At 42.5% G+C, this 21902-nt stretch carries 23 protein-coding genes; 12 read left to right on the top strand and 11 right to left on the bottom strand.

Features of this window, described 5'->3' with window-relative positions; all coding sequences use genetic code 11:
* Nucleotides 1–8: 8 nt before the first annotated feature.
* Nucleotides 9–2093, bottom strand: a complete 2085-nt coding sequence (locus M9194_RS20010) for a DUF3346 domain-containing protein (protein ID WP_250614472.1) — start codon at nucleotides 2091–2093, stop codon at nucleotides 9–11.
* A 2028-nt stretch (nucleotides 2094–4121) separates the two neighbouring features.
* On the opposite strand from M9194_RS20010, the gene M9194_RS20015 reads away from it, so the two are divergent.
* On the top strand, nucleotides 4122–4598 hold the full coding sequence (locus M9194_RS20015; protein WP_250614473.1) for a CesT family type III secretion system chaperone: 477 nt from the start codon (nucleotides 4122–4124) through the stop codon (nucleotides 4596–4598).
* Complete coding sequence (locus M9194_RS20020; protein WP_250614503.1) at nucleotides 4561–6060, top strand: CesT family type III secretion system chaperone; 1500 nt, start codon at nucleotides 4561–4563, stop codon at nucleotides 6058–6060. The genes M9194_RS20015 and M9194_RS20020 overlap by 38 nt, the downstream gene beginning before the upstream one ends.
* Nucleotides 6061–6103: 43 nt before the next feature.
* Here M9194_RS20020 and M9194_RS20025 read toward each other — a convergent pair whose 3' ends face one another.
* The 10 genes from M9194_RS20025 to M9194_RS20070 form a co-directional block, all read right to left on the bottom strand.
* Nucleotides 6104–6415, bottom strand: coding sequence for a hypothetical protein (locus M9194_RS20025; protein ID WP_250614474.1), 312 nt, complete (start codon nucleotides 6413–6415; stop codon nucleotides 6104–6106).
* 240 nt (nucleotides 6416–6655) lie between these two features.
* Nucleotides 6656–7198 (bottom strand): hypothetical protein, encoded by a 543-nt coding sequence (locus M9194_RS20030; protein WP_250614475.1) that lies wholly within the window; start codon nucleotides 7196–7198, stop codon nucleotides 6656–6658.
* A 192-nt stretch (nucleotides 7199–7390) separates the two neighbouring features.
* Nucleotides 7391–8446: an EscU/YscU/HrcU family type III secretion system export apparatus switch protein gene (locus M9194_RS20035; protein WP_250614476.1), complete on the bottom strand. Its 1056-nt coding sequence runs from the start codon at nucleotides 8444–8446 to the stop codon at nucleotides 7391–7393.
* 2 nt (nucleotides 8447–8448) lie between these two features.
* Nucleotides 8449–9231: a type III secretion system export apparatus subunit SctT gene (gene sctT, locus M9194_RS20040; protein ID WP_250614477.1), complete on the bottom strand. Its 783-nt coding sequence runs from the start codon at nucleotides 9229–9231 to the stop codon at nucleotides 8449–8451.
* Nucleotides 9228–9500, bottom strand: coding sequence for a type III secretion system export apparatus subunit SctS (sctS, locus tag M9194_RS20045; RefSeq protein WP_250614478.1), 273 nt, complete (start codon nucleotides 9498–9500; stop codon nucleotides 9228–9230). The genes sctT and sctS overlap by 4 nt, the downstream gene beginning before the upstream one ends.
* On the bottom strand, nucleotides 9497–10150 hold the full coding sequence (gene sctR, locus M9194_RS20050) for a type III secretion system export apparatus subunit SctR (protein WP_250614479.1): 654 nt from the start codon (nucleotides 10148–10150) through the stop codon (nucleotides 9497–9499). Before sctR ends, sctS begins: the two co-directional genes overlap by 4 nt.
* Nucleotides 10151–10233: 83 nt before the next feature.
* The gene (locus M9194_RS20055; RefSeq protein ID WP_250614480.1) at nucleotides 10234–10482 is read right to left on the bottom strand and encodes an EscE/YscE/SsaE family type III secretion system needle protein co-chaperone; all 249 of its coding nucleotides are present in this window, start codon (nucleotides 10480–10482) and stop codon (nucleotides 10234–10236) included.
* Between the two features lie 9 nt (nucleotides 10483–10491).
* A complete protein-coding gene (gene sctD / locus M9194_RS20060; protein WP_250614481.1) occupies nucleotides 10492–11721 on the bottom strand; it encodes a type III secretion system inner membrane ring subunit SctD in 1230 nt (409 codons plus the stop codon).
* A gap of 8 nt (nucleotides 11722–11729) precedes the next feature.
* Nucleotides 11730–13205, bottom strand: a complete 1476-nt coding sequence (locus M9194_RS20065) for an EscC/YscC/HrcC family type III secretion system outer membrane ring protein (RefSeq protein ID WP_250614482.1) — start codon at nucleotides 13203–13205, stop codon at nucleotides 11730–11732.
* A 13-nt stretch (nucleotides 13206–13218) separates the two neighbouring features.
* Nucleotides 13219–13629: a hypothetical protein gene (locus M9194_RS20070; RefSeq protein WP_250614483.1), complete on the bottom strand. Its 411-nt coding sequence runs from the start codon at nucleotides 13627–13629 to the stop codon at nucleotides 13219–13221.
* Between the two features lie 509 nt (nucleotides 13630–14138).
* Here M9194_RS20070 and sctF point away from each other — a divergent pair.
* The 10 genes from sctF to sctN are packed head-to-tail and all read left to right on the top strand — an operon-like array spanning nucleotide 14139 to nucleotide 21868.
* On the top strand, nucleotides 14139–14354 hold the full coding sequence (sctF, locus tag M9194_RS20075; RefSeq protein WP_250614484.1) for a type III secretion system needle filament subunit SctF: 216 nt from the start codon (nucleotides 14139–14141) through the stop codon (nucleotides 14352–14354).
* A complete protein-coding gene (locus M9194_RS20080) occupies nucleotides 14351–14686 on the top strand; it encodes a DUF1039 domain-containing protein (RefSeq protein ID WP_250614485.1) in 336 nt (111 codons plus the stop codon). The genes sctF and M9194_RS20080 overlap by 4 nt, the downstream gene beginning before the upstream one ends.
* A 1-nt stretch (nucleotide 14687) precedes the next feature.
* Nucleotides 14688–15029, top strand: coding sequence for a type III secretion system inner rod subunit SctI (gene sctI, locus M9194_RS21780; protein WP_250614486.1), 342 nt, complete (start codon nucleotides 14688–14690; stop codon nucleotides 15027–15029).
* Entirely contained in the window at nucleotides 15026–15772 is a 747-nt protein-coding gene (gene sctJ / locus M9194_RS20090; protein WP_250614487.1) for a type III secretion system inner membrane ring lipoprotein SctJ, read from the top strand. Before sctI ends, sctJ begins: the two co-directional genes overlap by 4 nt.
* Nucleotides 15759–16361 (top strand): type III secretion system domain-containing protein, encoded by a 603-nt coding sequence (locus M9194_RS20095; protein WP_250614488.1) that lies wholly within the window; start codon nucleotides 15759–15761, stop codon nucleotides 16359–16361. The genes sctJ and M9194_RS20095 overlap by 14 nt, the downstream gene beginning before the upstream one ends.
* On the top strand, nucleotides 16358–17035 hold the full coding sequence (locus M9194_RS20100) for a hypothetical protein (protein ID WP_250614489.1): 678 nt from the start codon (nucleotides 16358–16360) through the stop codon (nucleotides 17033–17035). Before M9194_RS20095 ends, M9194_RS20100 begins: the two co-directional genes overlap by 4 nt.
* Before the next feature lie 4 nt (nucleotides 17036–17039).
* The gene (locus M9194_RS20105) at nucleotides 17040–18116 is read left to right on the top strand and encodes a TyeA family type III secretion system gatekeeper subunit (RefSeq protein ID WP_250614490.1); all 1077 of its coding nucleotides are present in this window, start codon (nucleotides 17040–17042) and stop codon (nucleotides 18114–18116) included.
* Nucleotides 18113–18493, top strand: coding sequence for a hypothetical protein (locus M9194_RS20110; protein WP_250614491.1), 381 nt, complete (start codon nucleotides 18113–18115; stop codon nucleotides 18491–18493). The genes M9194_RS20105 and M9194_RS20110 overlap by 4 nt, the downstream gene beginning before the upstream one ends.
* Nucleotides 18490–20544, top strand: coding sequence for an EscV/YscV/HrcV family type III secretion system export apparatus protein (locus M9194_RS20115; protein WP_431769435.1), 2055 nt, complete (start codon nucleotides 18490–18492; stop codon nucleotides 20542–20544). Before M9194_RS20110 ends, M9194_RS20115 begins: the two co-directional genes overlap by 4 nt.
* Nucleotides 20531–21868, top strand: a complete 1338-nt coding sequence (gene sctN, locus M9194_RS20120; RefSeq protein ID WP_284676659.1) for a type III secretion system ATPase SctN — start codon at nucleotides 20531–20533, stop codon at nucleotides 21866–21868. Before M9194_RS20115 ends, sctN begins: the two co-directional genes overlap by 14 nt.
* The last annotated feature ends 34 nt before the right edge of the window (nucleotides 21869–21902 follow it).

The following is a 21902-nucleotide window of genomic DNA, read 5'->3' on the forward strand; positions in this document are numbered from 1 at the left end:
TGGCTATTTTAATTACCGCTTTTGTTAACTACCATGGAGTAATCAGCATCTTCGATTGAGCTATTATTATCTAAGCTACGACTGTTACCACTTGGTTCTTTTTGCAGATATTCCTGATTGATACCACGCGCTGATTGAAGATCTTCTTCAATCTCTTTGAGAGTACGAATTAACTTCATCGAGGCTTCGGCTCTATCGAAAACGACTCGGTGAATTTCGGTATGTAGAGACGTTCTACGATTGATACGCTGGATGAGATCCAATACCTCTAAGGTATTCGGATTGATACCAATGGATTCGAGTAAAAAGTCGAAGTGTTCTTTACTTAGTTCTGAATTGTTAATGACAAGCCCTTGGATGGCGTCTATATCTGAATCAATCTGCACTTCTACCGCCATTGAATTCAATTGGTATTCTGAACAAAGCCTATCAACCACAAACTCTTTTTCTTCTTTCGATACGTATTTGCACAGCTCAATAGTGTTTTGTTTTTTGCCATAAATGACAGAAAACTTTTTGAACCGCCTGGACACCACAGAAGACATTTGACGGCTGATGCGTTTATTTAAGTGCTCTACCTGATACAACTCGCTCATGATATTGTTGACGATTGGGGAATTTTCGCTCGTTGCTTTACAGCATTTGAGCATTTCCTCGACGTGACATGTCACCTTTAAGTACTCCTCTTTAAAAGAGATACGACCACGATAACCCCATAGGTTAAAGTGAATTTCGTTAAGTTCGTCTACATACTCATGGCGAAGGTGGGGATCATTTAATTTCTTTTTATCTAAACTGCGAAACGCCGATTTCAATGCCTTCTTAAAACTACCTAAGTCTGTTTTTCCGCCAGACATTTGTCTGTACATGTTCTTAAGTGTCTCAGTTAAATCTCCATGATGGCATAATGCTCTGAACCTTAGATACAAAGTGAAAAGGATCGCTGGTACCGCAAGAGACTTTTCAGGGAATGCAAAAAGTTGATCTTCTTTCATGATCAGATCAAACACGTTATTTGGCAAAGACACTAAATAAATCGTGGCATCGAGACCAAAAACGACTCTTCCTGTATCAGGATCAATTTCAGGTTCAGTTTCTGTAAGTGGAGTCAGGTATGAAAAGTTTCTAAACGAGTGCCTAGCGTATCCGTGTAGCGTGATATCATCGAGTTCCACTTCTGCCAACCCATGTAAGTCGTACTCTGTATCTATTATAGCTTGTAAACAATCTCGAACATGCATGCGATTTGGCCCACCCCGAGATCGTCCAATCATATCAATGATTTGATCGATATGAATTGGTGTAAGGTTCTTCGGAGAGGTGCCATTTTTTCTATGTTTTTCCAGTTCGTTTCTATGATAATTGTATACTAGGGCGTAGGTTGCATACAGCACCTGTAAATCTTCGCCATCCATAATGTTCATAAACGAGCGAACACGTGTAATGATTTTCTTTGTCCCTGTGGAAGCTTTTACAAATATTTCCCTGGCTTGTTCAGCGTCTGCTACTTTATTGGTAATAGCAGAGCGGCCTTTTTTTCGATTTGATGTGTTTATTAACTGCTCTACGGGATTGTTACCTAGATGGCGTAATACTGCCGGTGTATTTCCTTTCGAGAACTTAGGCAGATTGAACCCTTTCTCTGCTAACATGTTTCGATTTTTTTCGCGTTGAGTCGTGAGATTATTGTTTATCGTGGTTGCAATCTTATGTGTTTTTGAAGAGTCATCAGTATGGTCTACTGTTCTGCTAAGATAGTCTTCATGGCTCTCAATAAGTAATACGTCACATGTTATCCTAGGTAGTGAACTGCCATCAGAAAACTGAAATGGCACTGATTGCAGTAATCCCTTTGATCGTAGTGTACGAAGTCTATTTCTTACCGTATGAAGTATTTCTCCCGATTGAGCCGCGAATTCCTGTACAGAAACTAAACCTTGATCATCAGCAAGTGCGCTACTAGCTAGCAATGAGTTGACGGTTTGCCTAGCTGATTTACTCAATTTGTAGTGAGTTAAATCTATGTTGGCCGGTATATCTTGAGGAAGAAGAATGAGTGAGCCGCCTCCAGCTGTTCTATTCTTGATGATCAATTTTGACTCGTGCATGTTTTTGGGTTCAGCTGGGAGATTTATTATGATTTTAATATAACTTTGAAAAAAATCTATTATTTTTTGATTTTGGATGTTGGACTTTAGATTTGCGACACAACTTAAGTAATAAGATCACTGATCTTTCTGTTTATTATCCAATATATACTCTTGATATTTCTTATAATAGACAGTGATTTTCTGTGGGTAAGTGTTTAACCCTTTGTTTTTGAATGACATAATTTTTGTGACTCTACAAAGTCATACCCCGATAGAGCTAAGATCTTGAACCCGATAAATCCAAGATCCATAACCCGATGAACTCAAGATCCATAACCCGATTAATTAGGAAGCATGATCATCATTATTCGGAAGGATGATCAAAGTAAATTAACATATTATGCACAGGGTTATGCACTGATGTTGTGTTTATGATTTCTATGGATTGCTTTGGTATTTAATGCCTTACCGTCTACGAAGTGCTAGTACATAGGTGCTATTGTGTTTTTTCTCATTCGTTCATGTGTATGTAAGCACTTTCTATAGATTGATTGGCCAAAGTCATGAACCCGATAAGGGGCAAAATCATAATCTGAGTTGGTGTGTTTGGCCAAAGTCATGAACCCGATAAGGGGCAAAATCATAATCTGAGTTGGCGTGTTTGGCCAAAGTCATGAACCCGATAAGGGGCAAAATCATAATCTGAGTTGGTGTGTTTGGCCAAAGTCATGAACCCGATAAAGGGTAAAATCATAATCTGAGTTGGTGTGTTTGGCCAAAGTCACGAGCCCGGTACGTGTAATGATTAGTGTGGGACAAGTAGATAAGAACAACAAATGTTTATCTAACGCATTCATCGTCGTAACGAACTCTATCAGGCGTTCATGTTGAACTCGATAAATATTTTGGGTTCAGAGAAAGATAACTTAAATTCGTTCAGAGTAAGGTACCTTGAGAACTCACACGTAGTTTTGGGTTCATCGGGAGGTATCGTGAACTCGAACTTAGTTCTGGGTTCAGAAATAAGGTAACGTGGACTCGCGTTAAGTTTTGGGTTCAGAAGTAAGATAACTTGAACTCGTGCTTAGTTCTGGGTTCAAAGGCTAGGCAACGTGAACTCGTGATAAGTTTTGGGTTCAGAAGTAAGGTAACATGGACTCGCGTTTAGTTTTGGGTTCAGAAGTAGCGTAACGTGATCTCGCGCTTAGTTTTGGGTTCAGAAGTAAGATAACGTGATCTCGCGCTTAGTTCTAGGTTCAGAGGTAAGATAGCGTGAACTCGTGCTTAGTTCTGGGTTCAGTTTATATGTCTTTAAATACCTATGTCGATATTCATCAACGGGTCACAGTTTTCTACTGAACTTAACTACCATGGTGCACCATTTTTCTAATGTTGTGTGAAGACACACTATTTAGATATTTGAATGGGCAGATCTTCGCAATCCTCGCTCAGCAGTTAAACAATTGTAATAAAGTCTCTTCAAAGAGTGTTATCGCCTTATGCTAATCTAGCCCGCAACGTTATGTTAGGGAGATTATATGCATATACCTGAAACTTGAAATAGTGGTAAACCACCATATTTAATCAGTTGATTGAAAATGAGTGATTTTCGCAATGTTCACCTCCAAAGAAATGCCTTCTGGAGACCACAAACTTTCTTTCTCGTTTGATCGTTACATTCCCAACGTTGAGAAAAAAGAGGAGTCGAGATCTTACTTTTACTGAGTAGCACTATTATTTAAGTGTTTATGCCTATGTTGTCGACACGCTCTTACTTATATTGTTTAGGTAAGCTGCTTATCATTTTACCTAGGTGACGTGTCCTCTCACTTTGGTTTAATTTGAAGAACCATGGCTCATCGTTTAGTTACCCTCATAGATCTGCTGTGAACTTAAAAAGTTATCTGTCCCTAAAAATGGCTGTCGTTTTTTACCTCGCCTTACTAATGATCGAATCAGCTGGTTGAATAATGTCTTTATAGTCCAATTTGAAGCTCTAAATAAGGGCTTTACTGAACTAAAAGGAAAACCATGAAATCAATACAGTGCTTACTCGATGAATTTTGCGCTATAAATGCACTTCCTCAGCTTCCCATTGAAGTCAATGGGCGCTGCCAACTGCTGGTTGATGATCATATTCTCGTCTATTTTATCGCTCCCAATACAAATGAACTTTGGTTGTCCGCTAGAGTTGGTGGGCTTCCCCGTAAAGGAGTCATACGGACCCGAGGTTTAGAGGTCATCGCACGAGCAAACTACTATGGTCTTGGGTGTGGAGGAGGTAGCCTGTCTGTGTCTCCTGATGGGCGTCAAGTCATTCTATTTGGCCAGAAGGCATTAGCTGTGCTAGATGGAGCGAGTCTCACACAATGGTTCGATGAATTTCATGAACAAAGCATGCAATGGCAAGCTCGATTCGCCACTTTAGAACAAGGTATTTCGTGTCATGTGGAAGCTGGATATAGACCTGATGAGCCACTTCCGTTTGAAAAAAGGTATTGGGGGTAGTCGAGTGAAAACCAGTCAAAGCAAGACTCCTAGTCTAAATCAGTTTCGCGCTATTGCTTCGGAAAATGATGTTCGAGTTATCAGTAAACGTGGAAAAATCAAAGAGCCATCAGTATTTCATCGAGGTCATAAGTACTCCGTGATTAGTGAGCATGTACTTAAAGAGAAATACGATAAGTACTTTCAGGAGAATATAAAAACCCATTTAGATTTAAAACAAGCCCTTCTTAAAGAAGAAAACTACGACACTGCCATGCTGGCGTATTCACTGGTTGGTCACTCTGGTTACCGAGGAGAACCATTGACAGAGCGTAAAATACATGAGGTTGTGACGCTCTTGGGCGAAATTAAAGTCGGGGCAGATAAGTATCAAGAGCTTAAACACCTTTTCGACGCGATAAGCCAAGATCCTCGACTGCATGTAAGTTTAGAAACACAATATCCTGGCAAGATGGATGGATTAGGTACCGAGCTTCTGGAGATGGCAAAAGACAACCTAGCCGAGCCGATTTTGAACACAGCCATTAACTTGGTTTTGCCTGGCGTTGGTCTAATGGTGGCAACTGGCCGGGAGCTTTACAAAGCGTCGGTGAACGGGGATGCAGAAGCCTATCATCATCAGTTAGAACAAATTTCACAACTGCCCGGGCGTGATAGGCGACTATCGCTGCCTATGCAGCAAACGCTGGCAACTGATCATGCACAGTTGTCTGAAGAGGCTGGGGTAGGGGCCACGTTAGGTATGGCAACGGGTGGACTGGGCACATTCGGTGTTGCACCGTCTGCGGTTGCAGGCGTCATGCAACTGGCCAAAAAACAAATCGGTACGGTAGCGGCTTCACTCGCTATCACCGGAGGTGGTTTTGTAGCAAGGCAGGTGGGGGATTATTATCTCGATAATGAAGGAAACCAATCTTTAGCGCAAGAGGTGAGCTCTGGTGTATTGCCGAGGCTTGAAATATCCAATGCGAAGGGGAAGTTTACTTTCAGTATGCAAGACGCTGCAACTGTACGAGCTCTGATGGCTTACCTTGGTCCAAAAGAGGATACCAACTTGACCAAATCTGATGCGCCCGATCAGGTGAAAAAAATGGAAAAGGCTCGATTGGCAGTAAAGAAATCTTTAGGCTCGCAACCTAGTGAACATTTGGTCCCTAATACTCATGCATTATCGAGCAAGGAAGGTACCCCCAGCACAACAGAAACAATCGCAGTAGGGGCGCTTAGAAAGCTACTTAATGAAGACTGGAATTGGTTGATGCCAGCGGTACGTTGTTTAGATGAAGGTCACGCTGATCAGATCAACGCGAAGTTAACCTATAAATTACCTCTAGAAGCGCCCAATGGCCGAGTTTTTCTAGACAAGAGCCCAAATTTAACAGATGAACAACTCGATTCACTATCCAAAATGGGCTCACCAAGCCAGTTGCGATTAATGTATCTTGCTGAAGGTTGGATGTAGGTGAGGCTGTACTTCTACAGCTTCGCAAGTTTATGTGCACCTTTTAGTCTTCGAGAGAGTTCATTTTCTCACGATACTTCTCATAAAATTCATTGCTTGCGTTTTCTACGCTCTTGGAAACCTTGAGCATCTTCTCCATATTGACTCTTAAGTCTTTGATTATTTTATCTAATGATTGTATTTCGGAGTGATATATATTTTGGCCATTTGGTGTAGAAATAATCAATTCTCTCATTTTCTGAGATTTTTTAAAAACCCTTTCACACTCTTTTAGCTGATTAAAAACGGCTACCTCTTTTGCATAGTCTAACAGTAAATAAACTTTCTCATATTCATCTTTATTTTCTAAATTCATATGATAATCACCTGAATGCCTAAAGTTAATGATTTGGAGCGTAAAGTTAAAACGATAAGTGAAATGACGTAACGAATGATATCCCTAAATTCGATGATTATACTGATTTATAACCTCGACTATAGGTATAGAAGACAAACGTACCGTTAAGATGACTATGAACATTGTTATAAAGACGCTATACAATATGCCCATAGTCATCACGGTTAATCCGCCAATATTATTAGCCGGAGCTAATTGTTATTTGAAGTTACGTGCAATTGCTTCTAGCGTATCATTATGCTTTTTATTCACATCGGATAAGGATGTCATAAACTGGTTAAGTTGGTTAAATGCGAATTGTAATTTTTGCATATCGATTGGATCATAGCCGGCGTCTTCACTATTTCCTCCCGATTTTCCGCCGAGCCCGCCGAGCCCGCCGAGCACACCAAGAGCGCCGCCAATAATACCTCCAACCCCTGGGATCATTGAAAAAACACTCTTAAATATGTCAAAAACCCCACCTATGGCTTGCTTGCCCGCTTGCATGGCAGCCTTCTGAACTTTTTGTTGTTTCATTGACTCCATTAGCAGTTCTAGCTTTTCTTTTTGCTCTTTTGTGGCGTGAGCCATAAAGAGCCCCATGTCAGCCCAGACGTTACCAGTCAAAGCAAAGTTTTCAGTATCCATTGTTATATTTGCATTAGCCATCTTATAGTTGGCAGTATCCGTAATTCCTTTGCCAGTAAAGATAGATTCTGCAGCTATACTACTACCCATGGATGAATTAATAGCACTCATATTTAACACTCCTGTTATTTGAAATTTAATTCAAAATCAAACAAGTTAAAATAAATTAAACACTCTTAAGAGCATACATAGAAATATCAAATACCATTGCCAACAGCCATGAGTAGAAACCCCCTTAATATTTAATTATTTGCGCTGTAAACGTACTTTATGAATCTACATGGTTGTGTTGCATGGGGTACATTATGGATTAGAGTTAGTCTCATAGTCTAAATTGTTGATAATTCTTAGTATTTCAGCGATAGGTTCAAATAAATTCTCTGATATGTAGTGATTGGTTTCAACGCCATGCATTAGAGCGCGCGCCAGAGGTCTATTTTCTACAACCGGTACGCCATGTTTCTCTGCAAGTTTAACCATATGTAGAGCCATTTCTCCTCGGCCTTTTTCGAGTACCTTAGGTAGAGGAGTTTCTCCTTCTTTGTAGAATAGGCAGACAGCTAAATGGGTCGGGTTACGTATTAATACTGAAGATTTCTTTACGTTGTCGGCAAGACTGCCACTTTGAATCTCTTTATGGGTTTGTTTGCGTTTTTGTTTTATCTCTGGGTTACCTTCCATATCCTTATGCTCTTGCTTAATGTCTTCTTTCGACATCTTTAATTGCTTCATTAGTGTGTGCTTTTGGAACGCAAAATCCAGTGCGCCGAAGACGACGTAAAATGCAATTAAACATCCCCATAACCAAAGGCACAGCGTTGCAGTAATAGACAGGCCGCAACTGAGCCCACACAAAGGAAGAAACTGCAATGAGTTACTGTATTTATTTAAAATGTAGGCAAAAATAATGGAGAGTAGTGCGACCTTCAAACAAGACTTAAATAATTCAAATAAGCTCTTCATGGAGAAGATATTCTTGAAGTTGCTTATGGGGTTAATTTTTTCTCCTTTTGGATGAATGGCTTCTGGAGAAAATAACGGGCCAACTTGAGCAATGAGCGTCAGTAAGGTGATAAAAATCAACATCAAAGCTAGGCCAACACCAAAATGGAGCATGAATCCCACAAAAGTGCCCAGAATATTGCCAACTGCTTGCTTGATGGGCAGGTTTAATGAATCTAGAGTTACCGTAATGATGGCTTGCATTCCTACCATCAAGTGATGACCTTGAAAGTAGAAAAATAGTAATATTGCCGCAAGTTGGACTCCGGTGGTCACCTCGTTACTTTTGGCCACTTCTCCCTTTTTACGAGCATCTTTAATTTTCTTTTGCGTGGGCTTTTCGGTTTTTTCAGCCATGTTTATTGCACGCTCATCTTAAACACTAAATCTTGAATGTGGTGCTCGAATAGGTTTATACGTTGCAGAAAATGACCAAACGAGAAGTTGAGACTCAACAGAATGAGCAGTATTGCCATTGCCGATTTGATCGGCATAGAGAGAAAGAAGACGTTCAGCTGCTGCGCCGATCGGTTAATGAGTCCAAGCGCTAAGTCGACCAAAAGCATGATAACCATGGCTGGTAAGGCAAAGCTTATCGCTAAGTCAAACATGAGATGCCATTCGTGACTGAGAAAATTGAATAAATCTTTGCTCAGTTCGAGATCGTTTCCTAACGGTAATAGGGTGTATGAGATATAAATACCGTCAAGCAGCTTATTGAACCCGCCGGTGACGAGGAATAATACGGTCAGTACCTGGTTAAATAAGATACCAAATACCGAAGCTTGGGTACCCAATAATGGATTGTATACCGTAGACATGGAAGCGCCGCGCATGGTGTCGATGATGAACCCCGCGACATCGATTGCCCAAAATGGAATGGCGGCGGAAAATCCGATACACAAGCCAATGAATATTTCACGCAACATGAGCTCGGCAAATGGTAACATTTTCGGCTCGGTAAGAATGGGCAGGTTTTGGTATATAGGGAGCAAGGGAAGCGCGATTAAAATGACTAACGCGTTGCGCACCAACACGCCGCCTAACGATTTTCTTGAAAATAGCGGTAATAGCATCATCACGCCAAGTGGCCGCAATGTACATACTGCCAGTGTGGCTAGCCACTGCATCACGTCAATCATTGCACACCCATGGAGCCGATTTGGTCAAATGCCATGTTGGCGTAGTTAAGTAGTGTTCCTCCCATCCAGTGATAAGTGATGACAAGTGTTACGCTAACAGCAATAAGCTTGATGAGAAACTGTATGGTCTGATCCTGAACTTGGGTCAGCGCTTGAATCAAGCTAATCAGTACACCAACCACCGACGCTACGACAACGGCGGGTAAAGAAAGCCAAAGTATGATCCAAAGCAGCTCCGAGGTGAGATTAACTATAATGGCTTGGTTCATGAGTAAGACAGCATCAGTTGAGTGAGAAGCTTTTCCCAGCCTCCCATGAGGACAAAAATAAGCAGTTTAAATGGCAACGAAATGGTCATCGGAGAAACCATCATCATTCCCATAGCCAGCAAAATATTCGATACAATCAAATCGATGGCCACAAATGGCAGAAACAACAACAATCCAATCTTAAATGCTTCAATGAGTTGGCTAACGGTAAAAGCAGGAATCATCACTAGGAGTGAGCCATCATCTAGCTTTTTTTGATATTGCTTGGGCCAAAGTCGGTGTCCGACTTCGCTAAAAAAATGAATCTGCTTAGGATCGGTGTGGCGTTTTAGAAACACGCGGTATGGCTCTAATGCGCCTTGGTCAATCTGTTGGTAAAATTTGTCCGAAGTGAGGCTAATCGGAGTGTGTTGGAGGTTATCTTTTATCTTCAGCCCAACTGGGGCCATGATAAACATGGTTAGGATAAGAGCCAAACCATATATTGCCATATTTGGTGGTATTTGTTGGATGCCCAGCGCGTTACGTAGAAGAGAAAAAACGACGGAAAGTTTTAGGAACGACGTTGCCATTACCGCAAATAAAGGTAAGACAGACAGGGAAAACAAAAATATGATGAGCTGAAAAGGATGATCGAGTAAAGAAGACATATTTTAATTTCCTAAGTTATCGTATATTTTATTGGCCGATGTGATTGATGCTCATAAACATAAGCTCGGGCATTTAAACCATACTAATGGCGGACGTAGTCCCAGATGGTTACCTTGTGGTAACGCATCCACAGTTTCAAAATCACGCGTTTCGCAGCCCAACACGCGCTTAGTTGTATTTGGTAGTTGTTATACACATCCGGTTCACACCCCTGTTGGCAACGTGCTGTTAAACGCGCTATGTGTTTGTCCAGCTGCATTTCTAGCTCTAGTTTGAAGCTGCCATCTGAGTCATTTTTTAATTTATCTTCAAGTTGGGTGATAGTGGTCATTGAGCGCCTCTATAGCATTAATGGGATATGCAGTAGCTGATTGCTTTTGGTAAGGACAACCCCTGTTTTGTCTAAATGGGTCACTTTATATCCGTTGGGCAATCGAGTGCCTTCCACCACTCGTGAACCGTTATTCAAAATCAAATAAGGGTGCCTTTCGTTGCCACCAAAGCTTATGATGGGAGCGGGAAGAAGATCTAACATGGATTGACTCACGGGAATATTTTGGTAAATCACTCTCATGGTCGAGGCAGGTGCGGTGTACTTTTTTAGTATATGCTTAAGCTGCGCTTCTCGCTTGGCAGAAAGGTGACCAGTTAGTGTTGTCGTATCACCATGTTGAGAAATACTGATTCTGGTTAGTAGTTGATTATTTTTAAGATCTTTGATTAAACCCTGTAAATTACGACCTTTGTGGCTTTTGACTTCCCATGACTTCAAACCTTTTATTTGCGCTATCTCTTCGCTGACCTTTTCCCATTGCTTGTCGGCGGTTAAATCACCGGAAATGATCACTTTTCCAAGCTGATCGCCAGAGCTCACCGAGACATTTGAATAACCATTTTTGTGTAAGGCAAAGTCAACATTTTCAATGATGGTGTCTTGGCAAATTGCCTTATTGTTGAAATGGATACCTATATTATTGAGTTTATTTAGTAGCTCTTGATAGCTAGATGTGTCGGTACAATAGCCACTTAATGTTACAATGCCATCGTGTGACCAAGTGGTGTGTAAGGCTTTATAGGTTGGATGAGAGGCGACTTCGTTCTGTAGCCATTTCTTTGGGCTAATAGATGTACCGCTTGGCTTTCTGGCACCAAACCCGTTGAAGTAAGCGAGCGCACACGCCAATATCAAGCTGAAAATCAACAACACAACCACAGGCCAACGGTAGGGCTTGGTGGCGACTGTTTCTGATAATCGTTCAGGTATTTCTTTTAATGTTAGGTCTTCGTCGTCTTTGCCCAATAAAAAGCTAAAGCCCGCTAAATCAATCACCTTAGAGCTCGGTAGGACATATGGGAAAGCTTGCTTCTCTCCTTGAAACCATAATGGTATGGCGTCCTCTTGGACCGTTACCTCTGCTTCACTAACAACCAGCGTTGGTTGAAGGTTGTCCTCGAGAAAAACCGCAAGATCTGCATTGTTTGAGCCAATGGAAAACTCTCCCATTGGCAATTTCAGTTCACGGCCTTTTAAACTGCCGCTCAAAATAAGAAGCTTCCACTTTGATAACACTGAACACCTCAACCTAGTGAAATGGGGGAGGCTTTAATGAGAAACAGGCGGATCACGCTATTTTTGCTATGGTCTTTGTTTCGGAATAGATAACCCAATATGGGTATATCACCTAACAGAGGTATTTTGCTGTCCACTTCCGTGTCTTCATCTTGGACAAATCCGCCTAGCAGCAGACTCTGACCTGGTTTCAGCGTGGCTTGAGTGGCGATTTGTGAATTTTGTACCTGTGGTAGGTTACTGGTCTTTTGCGGTATCTGACGTCCATCCTGGATATTCAGTGTCAGCAATATTTTTTGGCTACCACTATCGTCCACTAACCTCGGGGTGACTCTTAACAGCGAGCCAGTTGTAACCGATTCAAGGTTTGCCACTTTTTCACCTGAGACTTTGGTATAAAAAGTAATATTTCTATCTAAAATGGCTTGGGCGTTATTTAATGTCACTATCGAAGGTCTGGATAATACTTTGGCTTTAGAGTGTTTTTCGAGTGCATTAAGCTTGAGTAAGAAATTACCCGTATCATTAACGACAGTCGAAAATGTCCCATCTCCAGCGCCTGTATCTGTATTGAAGTTAACTCGCCCACCACCAATTTTGGCAGAGGCGGACCAGTCAATCCCTAGACTGTTTAGCCCTCCAGCATCGACATCGATGATCTCCACCGAGACTTGTATTTGAGTTTGCTTTTTATCCAGTTGCTCAATCAGCTCATGGTAGAGCGGCATGTTCGCCTGACGGCCACGAACCACAATAGCATTCTGTCTAGGGTCGGAAGAAAACACAGGTAATGTGCTATTTGAAGCGTTAGTCTGCTTGCCGTCGCTACTAATAGGGATGGCTTGGCCTTGAGCCATGCTTTTTAAAACTGAAACGACACCCGGTACAGTGACTTTTTGGCCGCGATAACTATAAACATTATCCGATGCGGACGCGAATTTAAGCGGAAAGACGCGGATTGCTTCTTTGTTTTGGGCTTGCTCTAAAATTTTTTGGTCAAGACTCTGTGCAAGCTGAGAGGTCCTTGATACACAAACAGGCACGCCAGATATCTCCAGTGCGTTCACTCGCGGTATTTTTTTAAACGAACAGAATTTAGATGATGCTATACCCACTTTGTGTAAATATTGGGCGATTTTAGTGGCTTGCACATATTTAGGACTAATGATTTTGTGCTCTATTTGTCTTGATTTATAGAAATGAAGCGATGCGCCATCGTAGTAGTAGGCTAGGTTAAAACTGCGAGATAAACGCTCCAACGTTTTTTGCGGGGTCGTACCCTCTATTTTGCCCATAAAGCTGTCGTCGATTGCCGGATCGACGGTAACAGGGACATCATAGTTGGTGCCAAATGCTTTTAGTAATGAGGATAGCTTCATACCTTTGGTAATCATGAAAAACTCTTTTCCATGCCAAGGTATGTGGTCAGACGCGCTTACTGCTGAGCAAACAAAACAGAATAAAAGTAATGCAATCCACTTCATTTTCTTGCCTCATTCACGCGAAGCTCATGACTTCTAACAAGTTATCGTTATTTTCCAGAGACTTGTTGTTGAAACCAGATGAGACATATTTGACCAGAGCGCAATGTAAAGTGAGTTTGCGATTAAATTCGCTAGAAGTCGGCTCTTTACTGTACCTTTGCCATAGAAACCAATTATCTGCGTGTGGAAGCAGAGCGAAGTCTAGGGTTTCATCACTTGAGGTTAGGAGTAAATTGGTTCTATTTACATCCATATTCGCCTGTTTGGACCAGATAATGTTAATTCCTATACAAATGCCGTGGTGGCAATCCAAAGCTTTCGATAAGCTTCCTTGAATATCCAAAACCGCCTGTCTTCCAGAGCAGGATTCAACAATGATGCGTTCACAGCTTTGAAGCTTTTGCCAAATAGAAGGATGATTCACAAATTAGTTCCACCTGTGTATACAAGAGTGCAATGAAAATGTATTAGTCCTAAATAGAAATAAGTTTAGTGAAAAATAAAAATACCTATTCCACTTTTCCTTTATAAATAAAGGCTAAGAATAATAGACTTGCTATTCGCCGGACTTTACCACTTAATTACTACACAAAATAATGAAGTTTTTGTCTCATGAGAGTGAACAAGTCTATTTATTTTGTTTTATACGTTAACTATTTTTTATATTTACCTCCATGACACATTCGATGCGCTCATCAGTGATATAAGTGCTTCTGTGCTAACTTTAACCTCATAAGACAATTATTGTTGATTTTCATTTTTGGAAAGTTAAATTGTTAAAATTCAATCATATATGGAAATTTTTGTGACGGTATAAATGATTGGTATTTAGCAATATACCAATATGTGAGGAAATGTTTTCCAAAATTCATATATTGTTATTCACAAATATCATGTGTATCGCTGCAATGAAATTGTTATGAAGGAGGCAACGTGGATCTAGAAAAAATTACAGAACAATTGTCTGCACTTTCACAACAGGCATCTCAGCAAATAGAAAACAAGATGACATCAAGTGATTTACAAAATCCAGATCAGTTGTTGCAAGCTCAGTTTAGTCTTCAACAATATTCGACATTCGTGAACTATGAAAGTGCAATTATCAAAGCAATAAAAGATATGCTAAGTGGAATTATCCAGAAAATATGACTGAGCCGAGTAAAGAACTATCAAGACTGTTGGTTGAAGTTGCTTTTACTGCGGTGAATAACAACTTTATGCATGAAGCTGAGGTGCTGTATGAAGCCATGCCTAAGTTAGGTATTGATGAACAATTAAGCCAAGTTTGCCAAGCGATTATTTGTTTTGGGATGAGCAAAAATACCATGGCTTTATCGGCGATACGCCGCTCCGATTTACCAGAGGCCCGAGCCATTGAGGCCATCATTACTAACACCCAGGATATGGATTTAACCGGATTTGATTCAAATGAGCCAGCCATTAAATTGATTAACTTATTAGCGCAACGAGAGGGTAGGTGAAGTGGAGACACAAATAATAAGACAGATGGCGTTACCACATGAAAAGTTGCTACAAGAACCTATGGAGCCAACTTCAAACCAAGTTACGGTTTTTAAAGATCTAATGAACCCAACGCCCAAGCCATCTGCGACAGAAACAATGTTGTCTGCAATACAGGAAAAAAGCGTAAGGCTTGAATCATCGTTGCAAAGTGCCAAGCTAGAATCGGTGCAGCAACTGACTCCTGAAAAAATGCTCGCGACGCAAATTGGTCTTGTTCAATCCATTATTGAAGTTGATTTAGTCGCCAAAACTGCTGGCTCAGCGGCTCAGTCGGTGAATAAGCTTACGAGTATGCAATGAAGCCGGTACGCTTTAAGTTTAAATGGTCACTTTTGTTGGTTGTACTTCTACTCTTGGGTTGTAAAGAAAATCTTTATAACAACTTGCCTGAAGAAGAAGCGAATCGTATGTTGGCTCTGTTGATGCTAAATCATATTCAAGCGACCAAAAAAGTTGATAAAAATGGTCAAGTGACCCTAGAAGTGGATAAAGCGCACTTTATTAACGCCGTAGAGATCCTAAGGCAAAATGGCTTCCCTAAAAGAAAGCGGGTTGATATCAATGATCTCTTTCCCTCTGGGCAATTAGTGACATCGCCAGAGCAAGAAAAAGCAAAAATGAACTACCTTAAGGAGCAGCAGCTTGAGCAGATGCTCTCTGATATGGATGGAGTGATCGATAGTAAAGTCTCCATCGCTTTGGACAAAACCGACGATACTGGCAGGCAAAAAACGGCTCCGTCTGCTGCGGTACTCATTAAGTATTCTCCAGAGGTAAACATTAGTGTTTACCGAAGTCAAATCAAAAGCTTAATACGAGATAGTATTCCCGGCATTAGTGATACCAATATTAGCATTATGATGACGCCAGCAACGTATCGCTATAGCTCAACTATGGCCCGTCCTTCATCCGTTGCTAAGCAATCTGGATTAACGTCAGACTACATCAACCTCTATATTGGTATTGGCGGTGCTTTGGTTTCATTAGCCGGTATTTTCATGCTCTTGTGTAGTCGTAGGTCTCAGCGATATGAAGATAGATAAAGCGGTATCCAATTACTACCAACTTGCCTACTGTCCTGGTAAATCGATGTGTGTGTCGTGGTGGGATGAGCTTCATCTTTCTAAATGGAAAGACATATACCCGCATTTACCCCAGTGTCAAAAGGCCATTGATGCGCTGGTTCAGAAACGAAGAGGCTTTCCGGCTTCAGTGATAGCGTTACCTGAAGAGGATTGGCAACTCGAACTTTGCCGTGATATCAATCGGTTACAAAAATTACTCATCGCGTTGGGGCTTATTCGCTTAGCTCGGCAAGACTACTTGTTACTGCGTCGTTTTCGTGAGTCTTTGCTGACTTACTTCCAATACGATGAGCTCATTCAGCTGCAGGGCATTTACCCTGATGCGCACTTTATTGACGAAAAAATTAAGGTAAACGCCGAGCCTGTGCGAGAAAAAGAACTGCCTCAACTCGCTTTATTCTTGGGCTGGACCGGAATGTATCAAGAGTCCGCATTTTGGAACGTATTAGCAATTTTGTTTCCAGCTCGCTATGTAGCGGCTCCTTTAAATAAAGATGCACAAGCCTCTCTTAAGCAATGGTTTATACGTTTGCAGAGGTGGCTATGAACCCATTTAGCATCCCGATTTATCACCTTAACGTTTATAGCTATGAGCAAGGTGTCATTCCTCGAGAAGTCATAGAACAAGCGGAGCAAGCTCACGACATTGTAGAGAACGCCAAACACCAGGCTGAGCAAATTCAACTACAGGCGCAACGTGATTTAGATAGGGCGCAGCTAGAGATTGAAGACATGCATAGACAGGCCATTGCTGAGGCTGAGCAAACGGCGGCTTTCGTTGTGCAACAAGCAAAAGACGTGGCAATTTCGCAGAGCATTGACTGGATTGCTGATGAAGTATCGTTAGAAAAAGTGATTGCGTTGCAGATGGGAGAGAAGATACGAGCCTTGATTGCTCAAGCAGTGAGGGAGTATGCGGCGCTTGAAGACGTGAGTGAAATTTTGCTTAGACGGCTGAGTAAGCCTGTGGAAGAGCAATTGAAGAAAGGTAGTGTGGATCTCATGGTGCACCCAGAGGTGTTACCTAAGCTCAGTCAAAAGGTGGCAAAGGGCGACGGTTTGAACCTTATTGCAGATGCGAGTTTGACCGTGAAACAAGCGCGCCTTGAGACGCCACTTGTTCGAGTTGAACTCGATCTTGAACGTCATTTACAACACATCATTGACAAGCTTCTGTCTATGCCTGAGGCGATGGCAGTAGGCGAATTGTGTGGAGGTTGATTAGATGGGTAATGTCATAGAGAAAAGCCATGCAGCGAACTCACTTCTCATCAACGAGGATGTGGCTAACGACAAGAGTGGCGTTAAGCAGATCCACCCCGGGACGTCGATTCAAGAGTCGGTGAAATCCGCGCTTATTGACATTAAACAAGGTGCGCTATCAGAAGCAATGGAAGATGCAAGTTTTGCACTCGGTGGGCGCTTACGTGATCTGAAAGCGGGCAAAGATAAGTCACGCTCTGAACTTGAACAAAACAAAGAAGCGCTCGATAAACTGATCAAGCAAATTAATGCGGTTGATCCGGTGCAGTTAACGCAACTGGCTGCTAAATACCCAGGCGTATTGGATGCGTCCGATCCACTCGCCTTTATGCAGCAAAAAGGCGCCACGAATGCAGAGATTGTATTGATTCTCGGCTTTATCCTGATGAGGGGAGGGTTGAGTTCTGCTCAGCGCAAGCGGCTAAAGAAAGCGCTTCAGGATACGCTTGAGCAATCTGATGTGCTCGGCATTGATTTATTTACTTTCCTAGAGTTTGGTCCAGCCACGGGCGAGATCACCACGCAACTTACAAGAATTTATCAAAAAGCCTGCGATGGTGGTTTGAAGCTCAATGAGCTGTTTATGAAGTTAAAAGGCCTACCTGATAGAAATAGAAAACTTAAAACGCTGATACGAGGGTTAGCCTTTGAGCTGTCATGCCAAGGCAAGGTTGCTCAGGGTAATAAATTGGCTTCAGTGATTGTCGACTTGCGCAAGCTATTGCTTTTTTTCGGCCTAGGTAAGCAGTGTGAACATATTGCTAGCGTTATCTCAGAGCTAGGTGCGCCCCTTACGGGAATACAAGTGATCGAAGAGCTCATCCTTATGATCGACCAAGCTTGGTTATATTCTGACTGGTTAGACTCAAGGATGATGTTTCTAGGGCTATTGGAGCAGCAAACTCGATTGGCTTATTTGCGCCGCCTACAGGACGTGATCACAAACATGCCCGACCCGTGCTTTAGCGATGAAGATCAACGAGAGACGATCTTAGAAGTTTGTTTGGAGGTGCAAGGAATGTACGCGGATACACCATGAGTAACATGGATTTAAAGACTCAGCGGAATCTGGATCGGTTTATGGAGCTGATTGGGGTTTTTGGTGTCCGTGCAGATGACTGTATTGAGCTGATTAGAGATAACGAAAGGTTGTTTATTGAACAAAAAAGTGAACACGTTTTATTTTCTGTTGGGCTAGCGATAGAGGCCACTAGGATACAAAAAGCTCAGTTATGGGCAATGGAGCGGTTAAATATAGAGCGAACTTTTGGTCTATTGGTTCGGTGTTTTCGTCTTGGTGATATATTGGTGTGTTCTGTTTCTATTCCTCACGCCGTATTTAGTGGTGATGCGCTTTATCCCTTGTATCAATACTTAAGCCGACTGTTAACGCGCGCATCAAGGGGAGTATGGTGAAAAAGCTAAGTCAATTTCTTGCCATGGTCGCGGGTAGACAAGATATCGTTTTAATCGTGATGTTAATGGTTGCCATTTTCATGATGATTTTGCCTTTACCCACGGCGCTGGTTGATCTGCTTATCGCGATAAACTTAACTTTTTCAATAATACTATTGATGATTGCTGTTTATATTCGTGAACCGCTGGAGTTTTCCGTGTTTCCGTCGGTGCTCTTGATTACCACGCTGTTTAGGCTGTCGTTAACCATTTCTACCAGTCGCCTCATCTTGCTTCAACACGATGCCGGAGAAATTGTTTATACCTTTGGTAACTTTGTTGTTGGCGGCAATATGGTGGTGGGAATGATCATATTTGCCATCATTACCATCGTGCAATTTATCGTTATTACGAAAGGATCAGAGCGGGTGGCGGAGGTCGGTGCGCGATTTTCTCTCGATGGAATGCCAGGTAAACAAATGAGTATTGATGGTGACTTGCGTGCTGGCACCATTGATGCCGAAGAAGCCAAGCGGCAAAGAACGATGGTCCAGAAAGAAAGTCAGCTTTATGGTGCAATGGACGGTGCGATGAAGTTTGTCAAAGGAGACGCTATCGCTGGCATGATAGTGATTCTGGTCAATATCCTAGGTGGTATTACCGTTGGTGTTATGCAGCACGGAATGAGTGCATCGGAGGCGGCATCGACCTATGCCATCTTATCGGTGGGTGATGGGTTAATCGCACAAATACCCGCGCTGTTGATTTCTATTACGGCGGGAATCATCGTCACTCGAGTCCCAGGAGAAGAGAAACAGAACTTAGCGAAAGATTTGACCAGTCAAATCGGTAAACAGCCACAAGCCTTGTTGATTGCAGTGGGTGTGTTACTTGTCTTTGCAGTGATTCCGGGATTTCCTTTTTTTGTTTTTTTGGCTCTGGCTGGGTTAATGTTGGCTGGAGCACTTCTGTTGATGAGACGCAATAAATTACACCCATCCGGTGCGATTTCAAGTAGCAAACAAAGTGCCAAATCGGTAGATGGTGATATCACACCGGGGGCTGTCCCTCTAATGCTGCGTCTTTCCCCTCAACTGACGACATCGGCTGGGTTATTGCCTGATATCGACCTACTTCGTTGGAAAAAATTCGAACAGCTTGGCGTACCATTACCTGAAGTCGTACTTCAACAAGAAGAGAGTTTACCTAGCAGAACGCTACAAGTGCTGCTGTATCAAGAACAAGTGCTGAATCTGCACCTGCCAGAAGGTCAAATTCTTGTTGAAGGTAATGCAAATCGAATAGCGAACGCTATTGAACAGCCACTCCCTTTTGGCAGTGCTCATCTGTGTTGGGTTGAGGAGAGTCAAGGTGAGTCTTTATCAGAGACAGGCAGCCAGATTTACAAAAGTAGCGAGCAAATAATGACACTATTATCTCGTGTGCTGGACCGCTACGCTGGAGAGTTTATCGGTGTTCAGGAATGTCGCTTCTTAATGGATGGTATGGAAAGCAAATACTCTGAGCTGGTCAAAGAGTTACAAAGACAGTTACCGATAGGCAAGATTGCAGAAGTTCTGCAAAGGTTAGTCTCGGAAAGCATTTCCATTCGCGATCTAAGAAGTATCTTTGAAGCCCTTTTAGAGTGGTCTCAGAAAGAGAAAGACGTGGTGCTTCTTACCGAATATGTTCGTGTGGCATTAAGTCGACATATTAAAGGGCGCTATCAAAGAGGCAATGAGGGCAGTATTTATTGCTATCTAATTGGTGATGGGATTGAAAACCTTGTTAGAGAATCCATTCGCCAAACTGCGGCAGGTGGATACTCCGCGCTCTCTCCCCAACAAAATATGCTTATTTTGGAGCAGATCAGTGAGCATACCTTAGGTTGTGAGCCTGATACCGTATTGTTGACTGCCATCGACGTTCGTCGATACCTAAGAAAAATCATCGAAAAAGATCTGTATACCTTACCCGTTCTTTCCTTCCAAGAATTAGGTGAAGACGTTGAGTTGAAAGTTCAAGGCAGCATTGACTTGATTGGCGAGGAGTTAGCCGATGAGGTTGCCTGATAAAATTCGTGTGAGTGAGCAGCTAAGCAATGCATTGTTCGTCGGCGATCTGCATGTGCAAAGTATGCGCTTTGCTGGAAAAGTGATATCTGTTGGGCAAACACTCATTGGTGCACATTTACCGAACGCTTTTTTAGGAGAATTATGCCGAGTCGACAGTGAATTACTTGCAGAAGTGGTGGCTTTGGAAGGAGAAACTGCGTTGCTTTCTCCGTTTTCTGAACCGTTTGGTGTGAGCTGTGGCCAGCCGGTTTGGTCGACAGGAAAAGCGCTGCAAATCGGCCTTGGCGATCATTTGATTGGCTCTGTGGTGGATGGTCTGGGTGAGCTACTGAATGCCGATGTTATTGATGCTGACATTAAAGAATATCGTTCTCTGAATGCGCTGGCTCCTGCCCCTTTAGAGCGCGGTTTAATCGATCAGATTCTTCCTCTGGGGGTTCGCGCCATTGATGGTCTATTGACTTGCGGGCAAGGTCAAAGGGTAGGAATCTTTGCCGCGGCAGGAGGGGGCAAGAGTACCTTGCTCAGTATGATCGCGTCGGGTTGTGAAGCTGATGTGGTTGTGCTCGCACTGGTTGGAGAGCGTGGAAGAGAAGTGAGAGAGTTTTTAGACCAGGTATTAACAGCAGAGGTTCGGAAAAAAGCGGTCGTTGTTGTTTCTACGTCGGATAGGCCAGCGTTAGAGCGCCAGAAAGCGGCATTTACGGCGACGACGATAGCGGAATATTTTCGTGACCAAGGAAAAAATGTGCTTTTGATGGTGGACTCTCTCACTCGGTTTGCCAGAGCCTCGCGAGAAATCAGTCTCGCCGCAGGCGAGCCTCCGGCTGCAGGCGGCTATCCGCCAAGTATGTTTGCTCAATTGCCTCGCTTATTAGAAAGGGCAGGTCCCGCCCCGATTGGCAGTATTACTGGTATTTATACGGTGTTAGTGGAAGGAGACAACATGAATGAACCTGTGGCTGACGAAGTACGCTCGATTCTAGACGGTCATATTGTCTTGTCTCGAAGGCTAGCGGCACAAAATCACTATCCGGCAATTGATGTGTTGGCGAGTGTCAGTCGGGTGATGAATCAAATTAGTGATGCAAGTCATACACAACACTCTGCAAGACTTCGACGTCTGTTATCGGCGTATCGTGACATTGAGCTTTTGGTAAGAGTGGGGGAGTATCAACGCGGCCAAGATTCTTTTTCCGATGAGGCATTAGATCGGCATCAAGCGATCAATCAATTTCTTTGCCAGGATACCGATGAAGTGGTGAGTTTCGAGCAAACTAGAAATGAACTGGCTGAATCGGTAGGTGTCATGTGTTCCTAAGACTACTCAAAATCAAAAAACACAAAGAGCACAG

Source organism: Vibrio sinus, assembly GCF_023634645.1.
GTDB lineage: Bacteria > Pseudomonadota > Gammaproteobacteria > Enterobacterales > Vibrionaceae > Vibrio > Vibrio sinus.